Annotated in this window: 16 protein-coding genes; 9 read left to right on the top strand and 7 right to left on the bottom strand. The window is 55.7% G+C overall.

The features are described from left to right. The first annotated feature begins 162 nt into the window (after positions 1-162). Positions 163-507 carry a hypothetical protein gene (locus H6F46_RS17930; protein WP_190356117.1) on the top strand — a complete coding sequence of 115 codons (345 nt, stop codon included), beginning with the start codon at positions 163-165 and terminating at the stop codon, positions 505-507. Here H6F46_RS17930 and H6F46_RS17925 read toward each other — a convergent pair. Beyond that, positions 504-1598 (bottom strand): M42 family metallopeptidase, encoded by a 1095-nt coding sequence (locus H6F46_RS17925; RefSeq protein WP_190356116.1) that lies wholly within the window; start codon positions 1596-1598, stop codon positions 504-506. The two genes, H6F46_RS17930 and H6F46_RS17925, sit on opposite strands and share 4 nt — an antisense overlap. A 42-nt stretch (positions 1599-1640) precedes the next feature. After that, a complete protein-coding gene (gene larC, locus H6F46_RS17920) occupies positions 1641-3341 on the bottom strand; it encodes a nickel pincer cofactor biosynthesis protein LarC (RefSeq protein ID WP_190356115.1) in 1701 nt (566 codons plus the stop codon). Positions 3342-4186: 845 nt separating this feature from the next. Between larC and H6F46_RS17915 the strand changes: the two genes are divergently transcribed. Further along, on the top strand, positions 4187-5581 hold the full coding sequence (locus H6F46_RS17915) for a type IV pilus twitching motility protein PilT (RefSeq protein WP_190356114.1): 1395 nt from the start codon (positions 4187-4189) through the stop codon (positions 5579-5581). A gap of 71 nt (positions 5582-5652) precedes the next feature. Here the strand turns inward: H6F46_RS17915 and H6F46_RS17910 are convergent, their stop codons facing one another. Next, a complete protein-coding gene (locus H6F46_RS17910) occupies positions 5653-6567 on the bottom strand; it encodes an alpha/beta fold hydrolase (RefSeq protein WP_099534261.1) in 915 nt (304 codons plus the stop codon). A gap of 725 nt (positions 6568-7292) precedes the next feature. Further along, positions 7293-7520, bottom strand: a complete 228-nt coding sequence (locus tag H6F46_RS17905) for a hypothetical protein (protein ID WP_143473102.1) — start codon at positions 7518-7520, stop codon at positions 7293-7295. Between the two features lie 313 nt (positions 7521-7833). On the opposite strand from H6F46_RS17905, the gene scpB reads away from it, so the two are divergent. Both scpB and crcB read left to right on the top strand, forming a co-directional pair. Continuing rightward, positions 7834-8460, top strand: coding sequence for an SMC-Scp complex subunit ScpB (gene scpB, locus H6F46_RS17900; RefSeq protein WP_199291656.1), 627 nt, complete (start codon positions 7834-7836; stop codon positions 8458-8460). Between the two features lie 87 nt (positions 8461-8547). Continuing rightward, positions 8548-8985, top strand: coding sequence for a fluoride efflux transporter CrcB (crcB, locus tag H6F46_RS17895; protein WP_347278358.1), 438 nt, complete (start codon positions 8548-8550; stop codon positions 8983-8985). A 1029-nt stretch (positions 8986-10014) separates the two neighbouring features. Here crcB and H6F46_RS17890 read toward each other — a convergent pair. Continuing rightward, complete coding sequence (locus tag H6F46_RS17890) at positions 10015-10290, bottom strand: hypothetical protein (RefSeq protein WP_242028026.1); 276 nt, start codon at positions 10288-10290, stop codon at positions 10015-10017. Positions 10291-10459: 169 nt separating this feature from the next. Between H6F46_RS17890 and H6F46_RS17885 the strand changes: the two genes are divergently transcribed. Next, complete coding sequence (locus H6F46_RS17885; protein ID WP_190356123.1) at positions 10460-11647, top strand: PLP-dependent transferase; 1188 nt, start codon at positions 10460-10462, stop codon at positions 11645-11647. Positions 11648-11683: 36 nt separating this feature from the next. Then, positions 11684-12526: a hypothetical protein gene (locus H6F46_RS17880; protein WP_190356112.1), complete on the top strand. Its 843-nt coding sequence runs from the start codon at positions 11684-11686 to the stop codon at positions 12524-12526. An 89-nt stretch (positions 12527-12615) separates the two neighbouring features. On the opposite strand, the gene H6F46_RS17875 is transcribed toward H6F46_RS17880, so the two are convergent. Beyond that, complete coding sequence (locus H6F46_RS17875; RefSeq protein ID WP_190356111.1) at positions 12616-13305, bottom strand: hypothetical protein; 690 nt, start codon at positions 13303-13305, stop codon at positions 12616-12618. A 224-nt stretch (positions 13306-13529) separates the two neighbouring features. Here H6F46_RS17875 and H6F46_RS17870 point away from each other — a divergent pair, with 224 nt between their 5' ends. Then, the gene (locus H6F46_RS17870; RefSeq protein WP_099534256.1) at positions 13530-14108 is read left to right on the top strand and encodes a hypothetical protein; all 579 of its coding nucleotides are present in this window, start codon (positions 13530-13532) and stop codon (positions 14106-14108) included. Between the two features lie 210 nt (positions 14109-14318). Here H6F46_RS17870 and H6F46_RS17865 read toward each other — a convergent pair whose 3' ends face one another. Then, positions 14319-14567 (bottom strand): Ycf34 family protein, encoded by a 249-nt coding sequence (locus H6F46_RS17865; protein ID WP_099534255.1) that lies wholly within the window; start codon positions 14565-14567, stop codon positions 14319-14321. Between the two features lie 538 nt (positions 14568-15105). Between H6F46_RS17865 and H6F46_RS17860 the strand changes: the two genes are divergently transcribed. Further along, positions 15106-16986, top strand: coding sequence for a PAS domain-containing sensor histidine kinase (locus H6F46_RS17860; protein WP_099534253.1), 1881 nt, complete (start codon positions 15106-15108; stop codon positions 16984-16986). A gap of 158 nt (positions 16987-17144) precedes the next feature. Beyond that, on the top strand, positions 17145-18290 hold the full coding sequence (locus H6F46_RS17855; RefSeq protein ID WP_199291652.1) for a response regulator: 1146 nt from the start codon (positions 17145-17147) through the stop codon (positions 18288-18290). Positions 18291-18355 lie beyond the last annotated feature (65 nt).

Below are 18355 nucleotides of genomic sequence, written 5' to 3'. Positions count from 1 at the left end.
CCCCTTGTTCGGGATTGGGCAGTGAGTGGCTTAATCATGTGCTTAGTCATTTGCTTAATCATGTGCTTAGTCATTCGCTGCCATGAATTTTGGACATTGGGCATGGTTTGGCCCCGCTGTTCTGCGCTTGGAGCGACGTGGCTATTTTTAGGAAATTTGTGGATGACTACGCCTACCTGCCGCCTCAATTTAGAAACTGGCTCCGTTGCTTTTGGTTATGCACCCGCTGCGGCCCGGCAATTACAAACGGAATTGAAGGGGTTGATCGATCGAATCAAGGCCGCCACCCAGGTGACTTCCGGCGATCGCCCCACGCCCCAAGCCAATTTGGACTATCAACATGCGGGAGAGGTGTTTTTGGAGGTGTTTTGTAACCCCAATATTTGGCCATCGCCCTTTGCGGCGAAGGTGCTGTTGACCGTGCGGGACGATCGGATTCGGCTCAGTTTGGAAACGGCGCTCGATCGCCTGATGTCTGACCTGAATGATTACCTAGAGCAGGTTTAAGGCGCGTCCATCTGTTCAACTGGCTTTTCAATTGGCGGTGGAAAAGGCTGCTGCACAAATTCCATCAGAATGTCCGTGCAGCGGGCGATCGCCTTGAGGTGGGCAATCTCGTAACCGTGGGTGTTTTGGGTGGGGAAGCCCAAGCAGGCGGCCCGGGGCACATGGCCAAATTTCATGGCGATCGAACCATCGCTGCCAAATCCGCTGATCACGGCGTATTGAATGGGTAAGTGCAATCGCTCGGCCGCCGCCTGTAGTGCTTGGTTTAGGTCTTCGTCATACAGCCCATAGGCATCCTGGGACAGCAACACCGGCACGGGGCCCGCGGCGATCGGGTATTCCGGGGCGATCGGGGCAATTTCCAGCGCAATCAGGGCCGCCAGCTTTTGTTGTTGCGCAAAGTACATGGCTCCCAAGGCTCCCACCTCTTCCTTGGCAGAAGCAACCAGATATAGATCCATGGCCGGCGGCTCCTCCTGGGCCAATAGCCGTTCTGCCAAATCCAGCAAAATGGCCACGGAAGCTTTGTTATCTAAGGTGTAGCTGGCGATTTGGTTCGGGCCCAGGCGCAGCGGTTGTTTGCGGTGTTTGCTCACCACGGCGCGGCTGCCGGGCCGAATGCCCGCTGCGGCCAACTCAGCGGGAATCCGACCCGTTTCCACCCAAGCCCGCTCCCAGGTCAGGGGCTGGTTGTCCTGCAAATTCCGCTGGGGGGACTCGTGGGACACGTGGCGCGATCCAAAACTGAGTACGCCGGTGATAGTTTGGCGATCGCCCAACAGATCGATCGCCCCTTCGCCATAGACCCAAGGGAAAGCCCCGCCCAGCTTGCGCAACTGCACCCGCCCATCGGACTCAACGCCTTTGACAATCGCGCCGATCTCATCCTTGTGGGCCGTGATGGCGATCGGCTTGGCGGTGCGATCGCGCCCGGGAATCACAAAAATCAAATTACCGGCCTCGTCTTGATTCCAGGTCAACCCCAGAGCCTCAGCACGAGCGATTAACCAGCGATCGACCTCCTGTTCGGCCCCGCTGGGCGAATGACACATTACTAGGGCGCTGATGGTTGCAAAAAGTTCGTCATACATGGCGAGATCACGGGTCTGGGATGGTGATTGACTTGCAGAATTTTAGCGATCGCCCTCCGTGGCCCGACGCGCCTGTTCCCAAGCAATCCAAGCTGCTCGGTGAATATCCAGCCAAGAAATGGCCCGATCGCGTGCCAAAGCGGCCACATCCTCAAATTCTGGGTGAACATTTTGAACCGTTTTGCGGGTTTCGTCTTGCCAAGCCACCTTCACCCGCACGGGGCCATAGTCCGTGTCCACCACTTCCAAATGGCGCGGCAAAACACGGCGCTGTTGAAACGATCGCCGAATCCCGATCGTGGTGGTTTCTTGAAACAACACATCCTCACAGGCGGTGAACCGATCCAGGGGCGTAATTACCGTGATGGCCACGCCGGATCGCGATTTCTTCATGGTCACGGGCTGCACAAAGGCATCCAGGGCCCCCACCTGCAACAACCGCTCGATCGCATAGGCGATCGCCTGGGGGCTGCAATCATCAATTTGGGTTTCCAACACCGCCACCGTTTCCAGGTCAGGATCATGGGGACTGGCTAGGCTCTCCGGCCCCGGCAAAGCTGGGCCAGATCGGCCCGCTAAAACCTGCCCTGATGTCAATGGCAGCGGCTGGGCGGCCTGGGGAGACTTCTCGGGGCGATCGCCCGGAGCCGGAGACTGCGGGCCCCGATCGCTCCGAGGCGGGGGCACAATCGGCGGGGGCAAAGGGGCTGATCGCACCAATGGAGCCGACAAACCGGCGGGCGCTGCCAATTCCCCCAACCACAGCCGCATAATGTTGGGCAATGGGAGCGATCGCTGGCCCGCGCCCAACCCCACCCGCTGAAGGGTCATGGCCGGCGGCGACCCGAACCCCTGGGCCAATCCCACGGCGATCGCGGCTCCCGTGGGGGTTACCAATTCCCGATCGATTCCGTTGGCATAAACCGGCACTTGTCCCATTTCAAACAGCTTCAACACCGCCGGAACCGGCACGGGCAATCGCCCATGGGCCGCCCAAACCGTGCCGCCGCCCGTGGGCAAAGCGGAACAGAAAATCCGCTCAACCCCCAGCCAATCCAGCCCTAAGCAGGTTCCCACCACGTCCACGATCGCATCGATCGCCCCCACCTCGTGGAACTGCACCTGTTCTGGCGCAATGCCATGAACAGCCCCTTCCGCTTGGGCCAACTGCCAAAAGATCGATCGACTCCATTGCACCACCCGATCGGGTAGCGACGAATTCAGAAGCATGGCCTCAATGTCTGGCCAACGGCGGCTGTGGTGATGGGTGTGATGGTTGTGGGGATCGTGGTGATGATGGTGATCGGGGCTATGGTCGTGATCATCGTGCTTGTGATGCTCATGCCCATGATCATGATGCTCGTGCCCGTGATGCCCATGATGCTCATGCCCATGATCATGATGCTCATGCCCGTGCTCATGATGCTCGTGCCCGTGATGCTCGTGCCCGTGATCTCCCAGCGCTTCAGGTGAGCGGGCAGACGGTTCAGTCCCTTCCCCCGGCTCATCCATGGGATCTTCCACCTGAAAGGAACCACCGGGCGATCGCCACTCCACGATCGCTTTCAAGGCTCGCTGGCCGTTGTGGTGCATGGTTTGGCTGCTGAGGCGATATTCCTCGGCAATTCCCAGGCGATCGAGCTGCGATCGCACATAATCCAAGGGCACACCCACATCCAGCAGCGCCCCCAAACACATATCCCCCGCCAGCCCCGTTGGGCAATCAAAATAGGCCACCTTCATTTGTTTTGCCCTCCGCCCAAGTCTGAAAAATCTATCCCGCCATCTTGTCGGCCAGCGCTTTGGCAATTCGTTCGGGAACCGGTCGATCGTTGGTCTTGATGATCTGTTGATTGAGATCTTGAGATCTTGAGATCTTTGATGCAATTTTGATGAAATCTTGAGATCTGTTGGTTGGTTAATCGTTCAAGAACTGAGCGTGCTCGTGAATTTTGTGTGCCCGCGAATGCACTGATTATGAATCAGCGTTGATCTGACCGTGTGGCCGCATCAGTGCCGCATCAGTTCGATCGATGGGCCCCTTGGTTGTGTTGGGGTCAGTCCATGGGGGTTCATCATAGGTTTCTTCCGGCTCCTGATGATTGAGGGTTAATCAACAGTGAACTCAATGCATCTAGAAAATTGCCACATTACACCCCGTATAAACACTGAGTTAAAAATGCACCAGTGTTTTCAAAAAATGTCGAAATTGTCTGAATTTTGGTCGATTTTGAGAGTGAGATTGCTGATCCCGATTCAGTGATGATTGATGCACCGTCAGGGCCAACAATGAGCCACAATAAACAACAGGTCATGCTATGGCGTGACTAGACCCGATCGCCCCCCAATCCCGACTGATCAGCGGGCGATCGACCCGAAGACTTCTCGCAATCTCAATCCTGAAGTCTTCTCATGCCCTTTCCCAGGGTGGTTTCCCCAGCGTGACTTCCCCAGCGTGAAGGCCACCAGGGCGATTTCCCCAGGGCAATCAATCACACCATCGCATTCTCTCAACGCCACCTCGGCCCAGTTGACCTCAACCACCCAACTGGCTCAACGCACTCAAGGACATCGACGAGGAAACGACCATGACGAACGCCTCCCGTCCCCCGGTTCCCCCGCCGCCGCCGCCACCACCGCCTCGGGTGGCCCCGCCGCCGCCGCCGCCGGTTGCTGGTCGTCCTCCGTCGCCTCCCCCGATCGGGAACAACGAGCAAACCCTCCCGATCAACATGGCCCCGCCGCGTGTGGCCCCACCGCCGGCCCCCACGGCTCCGCCGCCGCGTGTGGCCCCGCCGCCACCGGCCGCCAACACGGTCACCACCCCCGCGCCACCGTCCACCGTGGTGCAGTCAGGGCCCCCCAGCGCTCCGGTGGCGGCCCAAGTGGTCGCTCCTCCTGCGAAGCGCAAGCCCTCTCCCGGTCAGCCGACCATGATTGACATCGTGAAGCGGGCAGACGAAGAAGGCTGCTCCGATATTCACTTGGGAGTGAACGAAGTGCCCCGTTTCCGGAAGCGCGGTGACATCGTGCCTCTGGACTATCCCACCACCGACCTCGACACCTTCATGAGTTGGTTGGGGGAAATCATGAGCGAAGAAGATATCGCCTTCTTCCAAGAAAATTTGGACTATGACGGAGCTGCCGATCTGGGCTTTGTGCGGATTCGGATTAGCTGCTTTGATTCATTGGCGGGCCCGGCCATGGTGTTGCGGCTGATTGGGGCCACCATTCTGAGCATGGAGCAGCTTAATTTGCCGCCCGTGTTCCGGGATGTTTGCCACTACCACAAGGGCTTGATTTTGGTGACGGGGCCCACGGGTTCCGGGAAGTCCACCACCATGGCCGCCATGTTCGACTACATCAACAAGAGCATGGCGAAGCACATCATCACGATCGAGGATCCGGTGGAGTTTGTGCATGTCAGCCAAAAATCCCTGATCAAGCACCGGGAAGTGGGGCGGCACACGCGGCAATTTTTCAATGCCCTGAAGGGGGCCCTGCGCCAAGACCCGGACATCATGTTGGTGGGGGAAATTCGGGATGCGGAAACAATGAAAATCGCCCTGAAGGCGGCCTCAACGGGTCACTTGGTTTGTGGAACCCTGCACACCAACAGCGCCATCAAGACGATCGAGCGGGTGTTGGGGATGTTTCCCCCCAATGAGCACGCGGCCCTGCGGGTGAGTTTGGCCGAATCGTTGGTGGCGATCATTGCCCAAGGGTTGTGCAAAACCACCGATGGGAAACGAGCGGCCTACCACGACATCTTGATCGCCACGGATGCGATTAAGGAATACATCATCAAGGGCGAGATGGAGGAGATTAACCAGGTGATGCTGAAGTCAGAGTTTGACGGCATGATCACCATGAATAAGGCGCTGTTTAATCTCTACCAAGAGGGCCGCATCACGGAGGAAGTGGCGCTGGAAAACTCGCCCACACCGAACGAAATGGCCCAATTCCTGCGCGGTCGGGTGTAGGTTGTGCGTTTGAGGGGCAAGGGGCTTCAGCCCCTTGTCTCCGATTGTCTCCGATGGCCTCCGATTCGGGCCTAGACGTTTTTCAGGGCTTCGGGTTGGGTTTGCAACCCGTGATCGACCCCGTGGCGTTGCAAGATGGTTTTAATTTCTTGGGCGATCGGGATGGGCTGTTCCACCATGCCCATATGTCCACAATCGGGAATTTCCCGCAGGTTTTCGCCCGACATGTCAAACAGTGGATGGAAGCTGGCCAAGTGGCGCACATAGCGCGGCTCCATCACAGAATCTTGGTTTCCGGCAATGAAGTAGGCCGGCTGGGTGAGCTGGGCCACCACCTGGGGCAAGCGATGAACTTCCGCTTCGGTGGTGGACTCCAACAGAGTCCAGAGGGCCGCTTCGGGATGGGCGGTCACAAAGTCGATCAGTCGCTGCCGACCCCATTGGCGGTCTACGGGGCGGGCCACGCTGTCGCGGCTGAAGACCCAATCGAGACCCGGAAAGGCCCGCAACCATTGGGGCCGAAATTGCACCAAGCGCTGGCCAACGGCCCGAAAGCGCTCAAATTCTTCTTTGAGATAAATGCCGCCGCCGGAGTTGAGGCAAATGACCCCTTGAATCCGATCGGGAAATTTGTGGGCGCTCCACAGGGCGATCGCTCCGCCAAGGGAGTGACCCACAATCCAGGCGGTCTCAATTCCCAAATGCTCAAGCAGCCGATTTAAATCTTCGGCATAGGCTGCCGGGGCGTAGTTTTGGTAACGCTCGCGCGGCGTTGAAAATTGCTGGGGTTGGGTGGGTTGGGATGCCCCAAAACCGCGCAGGTCATAGGACAAACAGGGGATATGGGGCTGGAATTGGTCAATGAGGGGCTGCCAATAGTGGCGGCTGAGCAGCCAACCATGGACAAAGACCAAAGCCCAGCGGGTGGGGCGATCGGGATCGAGCCGGTAACTGTGGGGAACGCCGCGAATGGTGATGGTTGCCATACTCCGATCCTATCAGGAACAGCCCGATCCCTGGATCGGTTTGGAAGCGCAAGGGAAGTGGTTCCCCAACAAAAGACTTGAGAAGCTGAAATGCTTTGCTAGTGGTAATTTTCAGGGTTTCAGCCTTTGACGGTTCCGGATTTTGGCTGCCCTGCCCGAAAGAGAAAAAGGCTCGATCGATCCCCACGGCCCCCGGCCCAGCAAGACAGCGAATCGAGGCTAATCGCTCGATGCGCCCCTCGAAATTGGCTCCGAGCAGGGCGATCAATCACGATCCACCTCGATTCGCCTCGATCCACCGCGACCACGGCAATCAACGCAATAACAATCAACAAACCAGAATCAACAAACCAGAATCAACAAAACAGCGACGGGTCATCTGCAATGGCCACTGGCCACTGGCAACCGGCAATTAACAACTGCAAAAGCCAATTATCGCCGTAACGCATTGGGGGAGTCATTCTCAGCAGTTCTGATCTGGTTTTGTTCTCTCAGAACTGTCGCCCCAAAACCACACTCCACCACACCCAATTCAGAATTACTGGATACCAGACTGAACTGGCTCAACGAACCGCAAATATGCTTTAGCTAATTCTGACCAATGCTGATTGGTGGAGGGTTGAAAATTCCGTTTTTGATGGAATCAAATTCTCAGAAATTGCATAACAAAATCCTAGAAAGAAAACGGAATCAACCCCCCAATTACAGGCTGCATCAAACGATCCTTAGCTCATAGGAGCGGCGAACACATACCGCACAAAATCACGGCGGCCGCTGCCCCGGTGCGAGTTCCGAGTGCGCCGCACCACAGTGGGTGCAGCCTCTACGGACAGTTCTTGATGATTGATCATTTGGGTTTCGGAAACCAAGGGAGTCATTGCGCCCGCCGGCAGCGATGGCGCAACCGCTAGGCACAAACCGAGCAGCATCGAAGCAGAAGGGAACAGGCGCATAGGAAGAAATCCATCTCGAACGTTGCTGCTCCTTCCTTCTGAAAAAAATCAACGGAATCAGGAAAACGAATCAACATTTTTAGTAAGAATTTTGATGTCTTTCTCCGGAACTAATTCCCTTTACGGTTCAGTGCCAATCCCTTAACTGGCCCCGAAATTTGGGTGATAATTAGCTAATTAGAATCTCTTCGTTCGGGGGGCCGGAAAACCGGATTTCGGGGAAAAATTGGGGTCAAAATTGCGATCGCCACGGCATCAGTGCTGGTTGAATGGAGAATTGACGAACGCCAAGGAAGATTCGCCGTTGTCTGGATTGGCCAATTCACAAACCGACCTACGGGCAAACTCGCTGGTCAGCACGATCGAGGCAATTTTGTATCTCAAGGGACAGCCCCTCAGTTTGGCGGAGATTGCTGACTGTGCCGGTTGTGCGCGAGATCTGGCCCACGAGGCCTTGCTGGACTTGATGAACGACTATGCCCAGCGGGACACGGCGTTGGAGGTGGTGGAACTGCGCAAGGGCTGCTACACGTTGCAATTGCGCGATCGATTCCAGTCCCTGGTGGAGCGGCTGATTCCGGCGGACTTGGGAGTGGCGGCGTTGCGAACGTTGGCGGTCATTGCCCTCAAGGGGCCGCTGCCGATGGCGGATTTGGTCGATTTACGCGGCTCCGGAGCCTATCAACATGTCCAGGAGCTGGTGGAGCGAGATTTTGTGAAAAAACGGCGCTATGGGCGATCGTCCATGGTGCAGGTGAGCGAAAAGTTCCACCGCTACTTTCAGTTGGATGTGGAAAATCAGAATTCTGCCCAGTTGGAGTTGGCGCTCAATCAGTTGCGATCGAGCCTGCCGCCGGATGAGGATGCGGCCGAAGACCCGGAAGATCTAGAGGATCCAGAAGACCTCGATCGGGATTCGGTTGATCCAGATCTGGACTGAGAATCTGGGCTGGGAATCTGGGCTGGGAATCTGGGCTGGGAATTTTAGGGTAATGATTTTGAGGAAATTCTTGAGCCGATCGGGAGTGTGCGTCTCTTGAAATATTTGTGGCATCAGTGGTTAGCCGCCGCCTCAGAGCGGCCAGACCTGCGGGCCCCGATCGCGGTGGTCTTGGGGGCCATTCCCGGCGCATTGGGGCGTTATTATCTGTCGCTGCTTTGTGCGCGGCTGTGGGGCACGGGTTGGCCGATCGGCACGTTTTTGGTGAATTTGTCTGGGGCGGTGTTGATGGGGCTGTTTGTGGGGTGGATGACGGATCGATCGCCCCTGTATCCCGAATTGCGGCTGTTGTTTGCCGTGGGATTCTTAGGCTCCTACACCACCTTTTCTAGCTACATCTTGGATGCGTCAAATCTGGCGCGATCGGGCGCTTGGGCCATGAGCTTGGCCTATGGTTTTGGCAGCTTTGCCCTCGGTTGGTTGGGTTTGGAATTGGGGCGTTGGCTGATTGACCGTTGGCGCTAGGTGACTTGCTCAATGACTTGCCCAATGACTTGCCCAATGTTGCCAACCGGTTTGATGTGGCTCGTTGGGTGCATCGTAAAGAAAATTTTACAAAAAATGAGCAAAGACTCTCCTGGTTTCCACCGTCTGAAATCGGTGATTGCGTGGGGAGCAATGGCAAGTGCAGCCGTGAATTGCCCATGACATTCCAGCCATAATTCAGGCTGCGAAACCCAAATTTCCCCTAGGCGAATCTGCTTTGCAATCCCCATCGTGCTGAATGGCCGCCCTCGTAGTGACCGTTGGGAAAAGCCTTGGGGATCGATCGGGATCAATCGAGATCGATCAGAATTGATTGGGATCGCCATCGTTTGGCGGGTGGTTGCAAATGGCTGCTTTGTAATTGTTTTGTTGCAACTCCCGGCATTCCGCAAGAGCAAGACTCTCATGGATTGCTATGTTCGATCCCTGGATTTATGAACCTAGTTGAAATAACGTCAACTTCTGTTGACTTCCCTAGACGCTGACTCAGAACCGGTTTATCTTCAAATCAAGGTACGAAAGAAGCAAGAAACGCTTCTCTCCAAGGACAGTTCCCGGTGCGTACCTCCTGCCGGAGACTGGCACGACTTCCTCTTCTGTGTTGCATCCGAAGCTTGTTGTTCAAGTAGCGTTTGCGCCATGCGGCGATCGAACCGGTAGCTGTTGATAAAACTAGCTCATTCGGGAGGTCATGAATCGTGAGGTTCGCACCACAGGCGCTGCTAACAAAGCAGTCTGAATCGACTGAAGTGATGCCCGATCGACCGAAGTTGTGTATCGTTGTCCACCCGATTGATTAGCTGTTGAGAGTAAAACCTGTTGAGTGATTCCTGTCTTCAAATAGCCAGCGAAAGCAAAAAGGTCTAGTCCGCGTCTGGGCTAGACCTTTTGAATTTTGAGGCTTGAATTTTGAAGCTTGAGGTTTGAGGTTTGAGTGTTTAGCGTTAAGTGCTTAGTTTTAAGTGTTTAAAGTATTGAACATTGAGCTGCTAAGTTTAGATTCCTGATTCAAGATTGGGAGCGATCGAGCCATTTTGCAATCCAGCGGCCAATCCCGTTTAAAATTGCGCCTGCCATCAGAATGCCCAAGGCCGGCTGCCATAGGGGTTGCCACAGGGAATACCACAGATCAAACCCGAAGGGCTTGTGGAGACTGCGACCAACCACGGCGATCGCCAGCCAAGCAAAGCTCAAAAACACCAAAAACAGATTGGCCATCAGCGCGCGATCGGCCCACAGCCAAAATTTAGTTTGCCAATTGGGGGAAGAAGGGGGAGCGGTCATCGGTCTTAGGTTCGCTGGTGCGGTTTTTGTGGTGATCCTGTGGCGTTAATTGCGTTAATTAGGAGTTGTATCATGCTCCGTTTCCCAATCGCCCTTTCCCTTGCAAAACCCAACATTTAACCCCGCTGAGCAACTGACTGGTCAACCGGCCGAGGCAACCGATCGCCCGATCGAGCCAGCCGCGCCCCACCTGGAAACCCTGGCCATTCATGCGGGCCGCGCCCCCGACCCCGCCACGGGAGCGATCGCCCCGCCGCTATATCTCACCAGCACCTTCGAGCGATCGGCCGATGGTTCCTATCCCCAAGGCTATCTCTACAGCCGGTTAGATCATCCCAACCGCCGATCGCTCGAAACCTGTTTGGCCGCCCTCGAAGGCGGCGCAGTGGCGGCGGCCTTCAGCTCCGGCGCAGCGGCCATGATGGCAGCGCTGCAAGCCCTCGGGCCCGGGCAGTTGGTGGCCCCGCGCGACCTCTATCGCGGCACGGCCCAATTGATGGAACAGGTGTTGCAACCCTGGGGCTTAGCGGTGGTTTGGATCGATGCCACGGATTTGGCACAGGTGGCCGCCGCCCTCACGCCCGAAACTCGCGCCGTTTGGGTGGAAACGCCTTCCAATCCGTTGCTGAAGCTGTCGGATATTCGGGCGATCGCCCAGTTAGCCCAAGCGGCCGGGGCCCTTTGCATTTGCGACAACACTTGGGCCACTCCCCTGTTGCAACGGCCCCTGGAATTGGGAGCCGATTGGGTTGTCCATTCCACCACCAAATATCTCGGGGGCCATAGCGACGTAACCGGCGGGGCGGTCATTGCTCGCGAACTGACCCCCGCCTTTGAGCGGGTGCAACAGGTGCAGCGGCTGGGCGGATCCGGATTAGCTCCCTTTGACTGCTGGCTGACCCTGCGCAGCGTGGCCACGTTGCCGGTGCGGATGGCGGCCCACTGTGCCAATGGGCGGCAGGTGGCGGCCTGGTTACGATCACACCCGGCGATCGAGGCGGTTCACTATCCTGGCTTGCCAGATCATCCCCAAGCGGCCTTGGCCCGATCGCAAATGAAAGACTTTGGGGGCATGGTGTCGGTGCAAGTGCGGGGCGATCGCCCGGAAGCCCTGGCCGTTGCCGCCGCCCTCCAGATTTTCACCCGGGGTACAAGTCTCGGCGGCGTGGAAAGTTTAATTGAGCACCGCGCCTCGATCGAGGGGCCCGGAACCACCACCCCAGAAAACCTGCTGCGTCTCTCGATCGGCCTTGAGCACCCAGACGATTTATTAGCCGATTTGGCGCAGGCCTTGGCAAAAGTGTACGGACTCGGAGCGCAATCGCACGTATCCCCCATTGTTGATCCCCGAGTATGATAAAACCGTCCTGAAAGCAGCCATGGCGATGCCCTCGTGATTCCCTCCCAAGACCAGGATTGGACATCTGATAACGGGTTTGATGATGTATATCGTCAGGCCTGTGGTGGCAGCATTGCCGCGATCGTCCAAATCCTGAATCAGAAGTTGGCTTCCGACCAAATTCGCACCCGCGCCATCATTGCGGGTGGTAGCTTGCAATTGCTGTGTGAAGCACCCACAGCGGAAAACCTCGATCGCGACCACACGGTCGAGCGGGTACGCGCCATCTTGGAACAAGTGGCCCCCCGAGGAATTCGCAAAGTCACGCTCTATGCCCGCCTTGTGCAAGAACAGCAGCTTTTGTGGCTAGAGGCGATCCAGCGAGAGCCGGAGGATCTGTTGTGGTCAGAGCCGATGATTTTGAAGCGATCGCACTGGTTCCGGTGGGTTTTTCGCAATCTCACCTCCCGCCAACGAGACCTCAACCTACCCACCCTTGGATCCACCTTGCCCGCCAAGGCCGCCCGCACCCAATTTTGGGTCGGAGCCGCCGGGGGAGCAATCTTGAGTATCTTTTTGCTGGGGCTAGTGGCCTGGAATTTGAAATGGATCACCATTGGCAACCCGCCGGCCACCCCCACCGCCAGCACCACCAATGATCCCTTCGTAAAGGCTGTTCGCTTGGCGGAAACGGCTGCTCTTGGGGGGCAAACGGCCAAAACGCGCCAACAGTGGCTAGAACTGGCGACCCAGTGGCAAGCCGCCGCCGACTTGATGGAGCAGGTGACCCCAGACGATCGCCGGGCCGCCACCGCGCGTGATCGGGCCCAACGTTACCGCCAAAACAGCCAACAGGCCCGCCAACAGGCCGAGTTAGCCCCCGCCGCCTTGCCCTAACTTTTGCCTTGGCTCTTCTGTTGCAAAATCCTGAAACTAAGGGTCAATTAATATTGACCTGATGTTTGGGAGTGGCAGTCATTATCCGGCTAGGCGACGATGGCAATGTAGTGCAAAATTCCTAGGATTGTGGGGATTTGGTCGAGGTAGTAGGACTCCCGATCGATGGCAATCAAGTAATGGTCGTTAGGTGTCCGCATGAGTTGTAGGAAACGCCAAATTTCCCCGGTGGTTACGCAGCCGAAAAGGGGCAAGGGTAATCTTGATTCCTGATCTGGGCGATCGATATCTGGGGGATTGATATTTGGGGGATTAATTATTGACGACAACCAGTGGGAATTAAATTTCTGATTGAATTGGTATGCTCCCCAAACTTGTGCTGAACATTGGGCCAGAGCTGATTCTAATTTTCCCCGCTTCGCTTCCACAATCGTGCAAATGGGGGCTTGTAGCTCAACATCTAGGGGCGATCGGGCGACAATAAAATCACATTCTCCATTTAGCCCTTGATCAGGTTGAATGGTTAATTCAAAACCAGAAAAAATAGAAACTTGTCGGTGGGTTTGTTCCCGCAGCTCCAATAAAATTGGAGAAATTAACCGCTCCGATCGCTCCTTTTCGGTGAAGAGAGTTGTACTTTGGGCAATTTCCAAGGTTCTGAGCAACCAAGAAGACGGCTCGATCGCGGTGGTCTTGGCTCCCAAGGATAAGGACTGCAATGCCTGACCAAGACCAAATTGGCTTTGTAGTTGACGAAAGCTAAATGATCGATCGGACATGTGTTCCTAACTCCTGACTGATTCGTGGGAGAGCGCGATCGCTAGGTATAGAATGGTGGCGACTGTCAAGCTTGCCATTGTTGACTACAAATTGTTAACCGTGAAAAGTTGACTACGAAAAGTTGACTACGAAAAGTTGACCACAAAACTCAAAACCTGATCGCCCCGGCCAAATTGCTCCTATGCCTATTCGGCACTTTTCCGCGCGATTGAGTGCAATTTCAATGTTTATTGATCGCGCCTTCAAAGTTGATGATGCCAACATCAACAGCGTAAACCGTGCCTATACCCCTGAAGAATGGCAGCGCTTCGGAGCAGCCGAACACGATCGCGCCACAGGTTTACTGTTAGATTACGAAGGCATTGTCCTACGAGCCGCTTTAAGTGAATTAAATTCCGTGGTGGAGTATGAGTTGAAGTGGGTGGTGAGGTCAATTTATCAAAAAAAATATGGCTCCCATCGCGACTATCGCCGCAAACTTTCCCACAAAACGATCGCGGAAATCTATCGAATTATTGAACGTGAATTTCAGGTCGAAATAGAAACATTGCCAGGGTTTCAGGACGTGGAAGCCATGCGCAAAGTGGTGAATGCTTATAAGCATGATGATGGCTATAGCGGTCAATATCAACCGTTCTTAACCATTTCCATTGAAAAGAAATACGAATTAGATATCCAAATGGTTCGGGACTATCTGCAAGCTGTTGAAGTATTTTTGCAAGCCCTGCCCGGTGAACGATTGCAATTGGGGCAAGATGTGCGGATTAAACCCATTCGGAATCCGGCGGGCTTTGGGGAATAGGTGGTTTGGTTTGCGGCTGGCGTGGTGAATTGAGAACGCTAACCAGCAACGGCAACCAGTCGTGAAAGCTAGTCATGAAAACCAGTCACTAAAACCAGAAGTGACGACAAATCATCAGTCGGGGAGCACGATCAATCACCGTCCACTCCCCGCGATCGAACAGATATCGAATAAATATCGAGCAAATGAGGCTTCCCTCAACGTCCCCAATCAGGTGGGAACCAGTTCGCCGGGTCGCAGCCGGGCCCAACGGCCTTGGTCAGCCGTGAAGCTTTGGCAACCCACCACATCCCACTCCATTTCAATCTCGTTGTCGCGCGGTCGGATGTTGACATTAATGCTGGGTTCGATCGGCTCAAAATCTGGGGAATCCGTCAAATGTGCCTGTTGGTGTTGGGCTTCAACCGCGTGGTAAGTCGTGCAGCGATCAATATGGAGGCAGTTGACACAAATGCACATGGCTTGGGCACTCCTTGGCTATTCAAACAAGGCCCGGCGAGCGATCGCACCAAAGACCACCACGGTTCGATCGCAGCCCCAGTTTTAATCTAGCTTGCGCCCATCGCAATAGACATCTCGCCTCCTTCCCAAGCTATGCCATTCTAGAGAAGACAACTCATCAGGCGATTGCCATCAGGCGATTGTCACGCTGGGGGCGGTTTTTGCCCGCTGGCGATGTCCCGGTTCTCGGCTCGACAGCGTTGTTTCGTTTTGTTTAGGGATTGTTTAGGGCATTGATCAGAAGGCTCATGGGCGATGATCAAGCGATGACCAAAACCGATCGCCAAAACGGTCATTGGCAAATTTGCACGAAACACGGCCAGGTCGGTCGTGTCAGCCTGGGCCGCGGATGAAGCCAACTTCGCCGCGATGGTGCAGGAATTTCCCTGATTGCTAGCATTTTGCGGTAAGGGTTTAGGGAAATCGTGACGGTGGTGTCGAGCCGTTCGTAGGGTCGTTAATGTACGAGCCATTCATAGGGTCGTTAATGTAGTTGATGCAAACCTTGTTGCGGGCGCGCGTAACGCGGTTGATCCAACAGTGGCTTCAGCGAATTCCGGTTGTCAGGACAGCGATCGAATACTTAGCTGCGGTCAATGTGGCGGCGGACGATGGGAGCAATCTCGATCGTATGTCCTATGAAGGCTGGCAAAATCGCTTCCTGCTAGCTCGGGTTCGGTTAGCCTTTGGGTTAGGGCTGCTGATTTCCTGGAGCTTTGCGGTCTTAGACCTGGCGCGATCGGTCTTGCGCCAGGAAACCCTCAGTTGGGATAACGTGGCCGCACGGTTGGCCACCCTGATTAGCCTGTTGGGGTTTTGGTATTTATCCGACACCCGCTGGGGAGCGCGCCATCTGCGGGTTCTGTTTCTGGGGTTTTTATTTTCCTTCCAGATCGTCCCCGAAACTTGCCAGGTTCTGTTGTCGCCCGTGACCCTGAACCGGTTGCCCCCGCGTCTTTTTGGATGGGCCTTTGGTTTTTTTGCCCAAGCGACCCTCATTCCGGCTCGCTGGCCCCTGCATGTGTTGTCCCAAGCCTTGGCGTTGATCCATTCCTTTGGGTTGCGGGAATTGCTGGGGGCTGCCATTCGCTCCTCACCGATCCAATCGCGCTTTGGCCTGTTGCTAGAGCTGTTTTGGATTTGTGTGGTTTGCGATTTGTCGGTTTATCTCTATGAACGGCTCCAGCGCGCGGAATTTAGCGCTCGCAGCAAGCTCGCCGATGCCTATGAGCAAGTGGAGGCGGCCGAGGCCAAATATCGCAGCATTTTTGAAAACGCCGTGGAGGGAATTTTTCAGTCCACGGTGGATGGATCTTTTATCAGCATGAATCCTGCCCTGGCGCGCATTCTGGGCTATGACTCGCCGGAAGCTGCGATCGCAGGGATTACGGAAATTCCGAGTTTGTATTCAGATCCCAAGCGGCGGGATGAGTTTTGCCACATTCTGGCCACAGAGGGCCAGGCGATCGCCTTTGAATCTCAAATTTATCGATCGGACGGTTCCACCACCTGGATTGTGGAAAATGCCCGAGCGGTCTATGACGTGCGGGGGCAAATCATTGGCTATGAGGGCACGGTGGCCGATGTCAGCACCCGCAAGGCGGCCGAGGTGGAAATTCGCCGCGCCCTGGAAGCCGAAAAAGATCTGAACCGCATGAAATCCCAGTTCGTGTCCATGACTTCCCACGAATTCCGCACCCCCTTAACCACCATCTTGGCTTCGGCGGAAGCCCTGGAGCACTATGGCGATCGGTGGGGGCCCGATAAAAGTCGCAACTATCTCCGCCGCATCCAAACCATGGTGCATCACCTGACGGAATTGTTGGAGTCGGTGTTGGTGTTGGGGCAGGCGGACTCGGGGCGGTTGCAGTTTCGGCCGGGGCCCGTTGACCTGGAAGGGTTCTGCAACGGGTTGGTGGAGGAAATGTCTTTGAACCTGAAGGCACACCAGGCGATCGAGTTTCGAGTGGTGAACCGAGGGGCGGCGGCTCCGGTGTTGGCCATGGATGAAAAGCTGCTGCGGCACATCCTGTCTAATCTGCTGTCTAATGCTTTGAAATATTCCCCCAACGCCAGCACCACTCAGTTTCGATTGATCTGTGCTCCGGAGTCTGTGCGGTTCGTGATTCAAGATCAGGGCATTGGCATTCCAGCGGCCGATCGGGAGCGTCTGTTTGAGTCCTTCCACCGGGCTGGCAATGTGGGAACCATTCCCGGGACTGGGTTGGGCCTGGCGATCGTCAAGCGATCGGTTGACTTACACGGGGGACAAATCCAAGTGGACAGCACTGAAGGTATGGGAACCACCTTCTCGGTCACCCTACCGGTCACCCCTTGGCAACCGCTCAGCAGTGAAGAAGATCACCTCAATGCTTGAGCCTTGATGTTTGAGTCTTGAACCAGTCTTGAGCGTTGGGGGCGGTTTGCAGACCACGGCGGCCGCGGTCTACCGGGTGCTGTTCTGATCCAGGCCGGCCAGGTTCAATCCTGGAAAGGAAATCCATAAAATGGGTGGCCATTGAGTTAATCGATTCTTTGTGGACAACGCATCGGGTTAAGGGAGCGATCGCCGTGACCAAAATTTTGACCATCGAAGACGAACCGGATGTTCGGGAAATTATTCTCGATATTTTGGAAGCCGAGGGGTATGAAGTGGCGGGAGCCGCTGATGGCAATGCGGGCGTTCGTTTGGCCGAAGCCTTCCAACCCGATTTAATTCTGTGCGATGTGATGATGCCGGAGTTGGATGGTTACGGGGTGCTGGCGGCCCTGCGCCAATCGCCCATTACCGCCACAACTCCCTTTGTGTTCCTGACGGCCCGCACCACCAAGGGCGATGTGCGCCAAGGAATGCATTTGGGAGCCGATGATTATTTAACGAAGCCGTTTACGCGGGATGAGCTGCTGGGGGCGGTGGCTGCTCGGTTGCAACGGCAATCGGCCACCCAAAAGCAATCCCAAGAACAGCTCGATGCGTTGCGCTATAGCATTGCATTCTCGCTGCCCCATGAGTTGCGAACGCCGCTGAATGGGATTGTGGCCACGTCGCAGTTCATGCTTGAAGAGTTGGAGGATTTGGATCCCGAAGAAACCCGCGAGATGCTGACGGATATTCACAATTCGGGTCAGCGCTTGTTTCGGTTAATTCAAAACTTTTTGCTCTACGCGGATTTGGAGTTGGCAGCTCGGGATCCCCAGCGGTTGCACGAGCTGCGACAACTGCAAGTGGAGAGTCCGGCTGCAATGATTGAAACAACGGCACGCCGACAGGCGCAGGACTGGGCGGGGCGATCGGCTGATTTGTCGGTGCAGGCGGTGGATGCGATCGTAGGCATTTCAGAATCGGCGCTGCAAAAGATGGTGATTGAGCTGGTGGATAATGCCTGCAAGTTTTCGCAGCCGGGCCAGCCGATCGCGGTGTTTGCGGAAATTCAGGGCGATCGCTACCAGTTGGTGGTGAAAGATAGCGGCCGGGGCATGACTTCGGATCAGATCAAATCGGTGGGGGCCTATCAACAGTTCGATCGCAAGTTGCATGAACAACAGGGGTCGGGTTTGGGGTTAACTCTGGCCCAGCGGCTTTGCACCCTCTATGGGGGAACCCTAACCATCACCAGTGAACCGGAAGGGGGCACGACGGTGCTGGTTGAGTTGGGTGTGCAGGAGCGATCGACATCCTAAGGACGGAACCGAAAAGCAGGATGGGGTTGCCTCCATTGCTCAACGTTACAACCCGGCCGTGATTG

The organism is Limnothrix sp. FACHB-1083, assembly GCF_014696485.1.
Lineage (GTDB): Bacteria > Cyanobacteriota > Cyanobacteriia > CACIAM-69d > CACIAM-69d > CACIAM-69d.
The sequence above is the reverse complement of the archived record's forward strand: the minus strand, read 5'-3'. Positions and strand labels throughout refer to the sequence as shown.

What these genes read in the sequence shown, in the direction of transcription:
- H6F46_RS17875 (WP_190356111.1), bottom strand. Translation starts at nt 13,305, where the DNA reads ATGTCCGATCGATCATTTAGCTTTCGTCAACTACAAAGCCAATTTGGT.
- H6F46_RS17915 (WP_190356114.1), top strand. Translation starts at nt 4,187, where the DNA reads ATGACGAACGCCTCCCGTCCCCCGGTTCCCCCGCCGCCGCCGCCACCA.
- H6F46_RS17910 (WP_099534261.1), bottom strand. Translation starts at nt 6,567, where the DNA reads ATGGCAACCATCACCATTCGCGGCGTTCCCCACAGTTACCGGCTCGAT.
- H6F46_RS17890 (WP_242028026.1), bottom strand. Translation starts at nt 10,290, where the DNA reads ATGACCGCTCCCCCTTCTTCCCCCAATTGGCAAACTAAATTTTGGCTG.
- H6F46_RS17930 (WP_190356117.1), top strand. Translation starts at nt 163, where the DNA reads ATGACTACGCCTACCTGCCGCCTCAATTTAGAAACTGGCTCCGTTGCT.
- larC (WP_190356115.1), bottom strand. Translation starts at nt 3,341, where the DNA reads ATGAAGGTGGCCTATTTTGATTGCCCAACGGGGCTGGCGGGGGATATG.
- H6F46_RS17870 (WP_099534256.1), top strand. Translation starts at nt 13,530, where the DNA reads ATGTTTATTGATCGCGCCTTCAAAGTTGATGATGCCAACATCAACAGC.
- H6F46_RS17860 (WP_099534253.1), top strand. Translation starts at nt 15,106, where the DNA reads ATGCAAACCTTGTTGCGGGCGCGCGTAACGCGGTTGATCCAACAGTGG.
- H6F46_RS17865 (WP_099534255.1), bottom strand. Translation starts at nt 14,567, where the DNA reads ATGTGCATTTGTGTCAACTGCCTCCATATTGATCGCTGCACGACTTAC.
- H6F46_RS17925 (WP_190356116.1), bottom strand. Translation starts at nt 1,598, where the DNA reads ATGTATGACGAACTTTTTGCAACCATCAGCGCCCTAGTAATGTGTCAT.
- H6F46_RS17905 (WP_143473102.1), bottom strand. Translation starts at nt 7,520, where the DNA reads ATGCGCCTGTTCCCTTCTGCTTCGATGCTGCTCGGTTTGTGCCTAGCG.